This is a genomic window from Coleofasciculus sp. (genome assembly GCF_046539235.1).
In the GTDB taxonomy this organism is placed as follows: Bacteria; Cyanobacteriota; Cyanobacteriia; order Cyanobacteriales; family Coleofasciculaceae; genus Coleofasciculus.
In genome coordinates this window covers 1-4,737 of sequence record NZ_JBKHHI010000479.1, presented here as the reverse complement: position 1 = coordinate 4,737, position 4,737 = coordinate 1, and the positions used below count along the sequence as shown (strand labels likewise).

Sequence of the window (4,737 nt, the reverse complement as noted above, 5' to 3'; positions counted from 1 at the left end):
GGGAGATGGGGGAGCAGGGGGAGCAGGGAGAGCGGATTACCAATGACAGATGACAGATGACAGATGACAAATGACAAATGACAAATGACAAATGACAAATGACAAATCTTACTAAACCCTCATTCCGAGACGCCGTTAAATCAGGGGAATTCTTAATTACGGCAGAGGTTAGCCCCCCCAAGGGAGGTGACGCTAGCCAGATGATTAACTTGGCAAAACCGCTGAAGAATCGCGTCCATGCGGTTAATATTACTGATGGATCTAGGGCAGTGTTGCGGATGTCTTCTTTAGCCGCCGCCGCTATTTTAGTCCAACATGGGATAGAACCGATCTGTCAGATCGCTTGCCGCGATCGCAATCGATTGGGGTTACAGGCGGATCTAATGGGGGCGCAGGCTTTGGGCATTCGTAACATTCTTGCCCTCACTGGCGATCCGGTAAAAGTCGGTGATCATCCTGACGCCAAGCCCGTTTTTGATCTAGAATCAGTACGTTTGCTCCAGCTAATCAGTAAACTCAATCGCGGTTTCGATGCTAATGACAAGCCGTTGTCCGATGGCAATACAGACTTATTTGCTGGAGCCGCCGTTGACCCTCAGTTAAAAAGTTGGTCTGGATTACAACGCCGATTTGAGCGTAAACTAGAAGCGGGTGCCCAGTTTTTCCAGAGTCAACTGATTGCTGATTTCCAGCGGCTGGAAAAGTTTATGGATAAGATTGCGGCTGACACCGATAAGCCGATTTTAGCGGGGATATTTTTGATTAAATCGGCAAAAAATGCTCGATTTCTGAATAAATATGTTCCCGGTGTTAATATTCCCGAATCAATTATTGATCGACTAGCAGAAGCCGCCGATCCACTGCAAGAAGGGATGAAAATTGCCGCTGAACAAATCCAACTCGCGAGACAATTGTGTCAAGGTGTGCATATTATGGTGATTAAGCGAGAAGATTTGATTCCCCAGATTCTGGATTTAGCGGAAATCCCACCTCTGAATCGGTAAAATGAATTTCATAGACCGACATGTTTTCGGTTGCGATCGCGAGGTTCCAGATCTGCCATGGCACGTCTGGGAGTAGGGAAAGAGACAGTAATCGTGGTTAAGAGTAGGTCTTTCAGCATTCGTCAGGAGAGATTGGCTGATAGAGTGGGCAATGGCTCACCTTCCAGGCAATGTCCTGATTGACCGACTGGGAATGAGGATAAATCAGGTGTACTAAAACGTCAAAAATCATGTTTTGAACATTAAGTATTTTGACGTTGAATTTTTGGGTTTATATTCAAGCTCCGAAGTAAGATTAGGGGCTTGATTTGAGGACAAAGGAACGGATGAATAAGACGGTAGATACCGAAATTTGTAACGTTACAGTGTATGATAACCAGGCGTTAGTTACGCGCCGAGGCGTTGTACAGCTAACGGGTGAGGAACGGGAACTGGTGATTGCTAATTTGCCCGTAACCCTGCTGAGTGAGTCCGTTCAGGTGTCGAGTATGGGTCATGCAGGGGGGCGATTATTGGAGGTACGGACGGAAAAAACCAGCACTCGTGAAGCGACTCACCCCAAAGTGAGCCAACTGTCCGAAGAAATTGGTCAGTTAGAAGATCAAAGACGCCAGGGACAAGATGCACTGACTCTGCTGAATTTACAGCGGAATTTTATCAAAAATTTAGGCAATCAGTATCTGGAACGCTTGACAAAATCCCAAAATCCTGAACCGTTGGATTTGACTCAAATCGGGGAATTGCTGGATTTTGTCGGAGAACGATGGCAGAATTTATCTGGTGCGATCGCGCAACAGGATCAGGAGCAGAAACAGGTTAACACTCAGTTACAGGCGGTGCGAGGGCAGTTTCAGCAGCTCTCTACTCCACAGGTTCATGAGAGTTTTAATATCATTGTCACCCTAGAACCAGCGGGGGCGGGGGAATTAGCGCTCTTAGTTTCTTACCGAGTTAAGGGAGCAAGTTGGCAACCCGTCTATGATGTCCATTGGCAAGATAGCCAGCAAACCGCCAGACTCAGTTATCTGGCTCAAATTACCCAAACCACGGGTGAGGATTGGTTGGGTGTAGCGCTTACCCTTTCCACCGCTCAACCGGGGGTAGGGCGACAAATTCCGCCGATTACACCCTGGTATATTGATTTGCAACAGCCTAGCGCTTTGGCAAATCGGACAACAACCAACCCAAAGGAGCATAACGCACCTCGCCCCACATTGGTGAATATGCCCTTTGCGGGGATAGCGCCAGAACCTGAACCGACGATAGATGAAGAGATAGAGCGGTTGAGAGCCGAAAAGGAACTGGAGGAAAGTCCGGGACAAAAGGGAATTGTGACGTTTACCCTTGACAGTAAAGCAACGATTCCCAGTGATGGGGTGAGTCACAAGGTTGCCATTTTCCACAGAGATGATTATCCCTGTCGGGCTGAGTATGTGGCGATGTCGCGCCAACTTAATTTTGCTTACCTGAGAGCAACGGTGATGAATCCCTTGAATGGCGTTACTTTATTACCGGGACAGATAACTATCTTTCGCGATAATACGTTTATTGGTACTAGCGAAATCCAGAATATTGCCCCGGGTCAAGATTTTCAAATCGATTTAGGTGTGGACGATGGGCTGAAAATTGAGCGGTATTTGGTGGAACGACAGATGGATAAGAAGCTGATTGGCAATCAGCAGCGGGAAGTGGCGACGTATGGGTATCGGTTAACGGTGGCAAATTTACGGGAGCAAGAGGCACAGGTTAAGGTGATGGAACAACTTCCGGTAAGTTGTCATTCTCAACTCAAAGTTCGGCTCACGGATGCTCATCCTCATCTGGAAATCGGTGAGTTGGGTGTGTTGGAGTGGTTACTGACTTTGCCTTCCCTTTCTTGTCAGGAGTTGTCCTATCAGTTTACGGTGGAGTATTTGCCGGAATTTAGGGTGATAGGATTAGATGTTTAGCCATAATACTCCTTTCCCGCCAGAAGAATACCAATTCAGTTTTTCCGCCCAATCAGGATTTGCGCTATCTGGCGATAGGTAATCTTAGACCGGGAAGGGAGTAAGAAAGCACAATGATTAAAAGAAACCTTTATGCCTAGCGAGTTAACTGCTGAGATTCTAAGACAACATTCTGTCAGTTCCCTAATCTCAACCGTTAACTTTAATTGTGTCCACCTACTTATCTGATACAAAAGCTAATCTTAGCCTTTTTGGGTCACGGCTCTGTAAATGGCATAAATTTTATAAAGGAAAAAGTGAGAGTTGTTCAACGAGTTCTTTCCCTCGCGGTTTATCTCCTTGAATCAAACTGTTAAGATAAGTGCCAATGGCTTTTGCTAATTCAACAGGTACAGCATTCCCAATTTGTTTATACTTAGACGTTATTGACCCACAAAAAATCCAGTCGTCAGGAAAGGTTTGGATTCTAGCACACTCTCGCACAGTCAAAGGACGCAGTTCTACAGGGTGACACATATCTGTGGCTTTTTGCTGTGGACTTGTCGTCACAGTAGGTGAAGGCTTATCCCAGGACAATCGCCTGTAAAATCCAACTTTACCACCCCCTGACTTGTAAGCACCTCCCATTGCTTCTTCTTTCAAATTTTCAGGTAAATATCTCCAGTTTTGTCCTGATTTGAGTAGTCTTAAATACTTTAAGCGCTTTTCTGAATAAGGTGTAAACTCAGGATTTTGTTCAACTAAATTTTTTAAAGCATCTCGTAAAGTACGCCACTTGGATAAATCTCTACCGCTTTGACAATGGGTAGCCAAAGGAAATGTAACAGATTCACCATCTCTGGAACCAATAAACACAACCCGCTCTCTATTTTGAGGAACCCCATAATCGGCAGCTTCTAAAAGGTTGTACACCACCTTGTATCCAAGTTCGTGCATTTCTGCAAGTACCACCTGAAGGGCTGCACCTCTCATTTCGTCCGGTTCTAAAGGTGGATAATCTGCACCCCTTTGGTTAATTGGTCGGTGACGAATAGCAGCAGAAAGTAACCCTTTCACATTCTCCATCACGAAAAATCGGGGTTGAATTTCTCGAACAACGCGGACAAACTCCATAAATAAACTGCCACGAGGGTCTAAGACTGAAGCCCTTTTTCCTGCTGTACTAAAAGGCTGACAAGGTGCGCCACCCACCACCAAGTCCACCTCATTCGGGCGTAATGCTCTCCCCTTACCTAAAACTCGACCCCCTTCTAAAAGTAAATCTTGGGTGCTGATTGTTTCAATTTCTCTTGGGACAGCACTTTCATGAAGATAGGGTCGGTTAAGGGCTATGGTTTTTACCGAATCACGGTCTTTCTCAACCACGCTTACGGTATGAAATCCGGCTAACTCTAAACCTAGATCTAAACCAAAAGCCCCTGAAAACAGAGAAATAGAAATAGCTTTGCCATCTATCACGGCTGTCACTCCTACGCTAAATTACCCTTCTTTTTTTACTTTATATTAGTTAACCAGACAGTGGTTTAAACCACTGGCTAAAAGCTCAATTCGTCTAACGACGACTGGATAAGCTGTCATGCATATGAATTAGGTATAGGTAGTGAGCAAGATGCAAAGCCTGCGGCATGGCTTCGCTAAAGCCTGCGGCATGGCTTCGCTAAACACACTACAAGGATGAGAGCCATTCTAGACATTCAGGTTTGAATGCCGAACAGCTTCAGACTTCTAGTCCATTTTAATGGACTTAAGCTATTAGCCCGGAGTTTGAACTCCGGGCTTTTGCT

3 protein-coding genes are annotated in these 4,737 nt (G+C 45.6%); 2 read left to right on the top strand and 1 reads right to left on the bottom strand.

All coding sequences use genetic code 11. From position 1 onward, the window contains the following. The first annotated feature begins 98 nt into the window (after positions 1 to 98). Together ACLFWI_RS27115 and ACLFWI_RS27110 are read left to right on the top strand one after the other, a co-directional pair. Positions 99 to 1,004: a methylenetetrahydrofolate reductase gene (locus ACLFWI_RS27115; protein ID WP_446415509.1), complete on the top strand. Its 906-nt coding sequence runs from the start codon at positions 99 to 101 to the stop codon at positions 1,002 to 1,004. Between the two features lie 326 nt (positions 1,005 to 1,330). Further along, positions 1,331 to 2,953 carry a mucoidy inhibitor MuiA family protein gene (locus ACLFWI_RS27110; protein ID WP_446415508.1) on the top strand — a complete coding sequence of 541 codons (1,623 nt, stop codon included), beginning with the start codon at positions 1,331 to 1,333 and terminating at the stop codon, positions 2,951 to 2,953. A 282-nt stretch (positions 2,954 to 3,235) separates the two neighbouring features. On the opposite strand, the gene ACLFWI_RS27105 is transcribed toward ACLFWI_RS27110, so the two are convergent. Further along, positions 3,236 to 4,411, bottom strand: coding sequence for a DNA cytosine methyltransferase (locus ACLFWI_RS27105; RefSeq protein WP_446415510.1), 1,176 nt, complete (start codon positions 4,409 to 4,411; stop codon positions 3,236 to 3,238). Positions 4,412 to 4,737 lie beyond the last annotated feature (326 nt).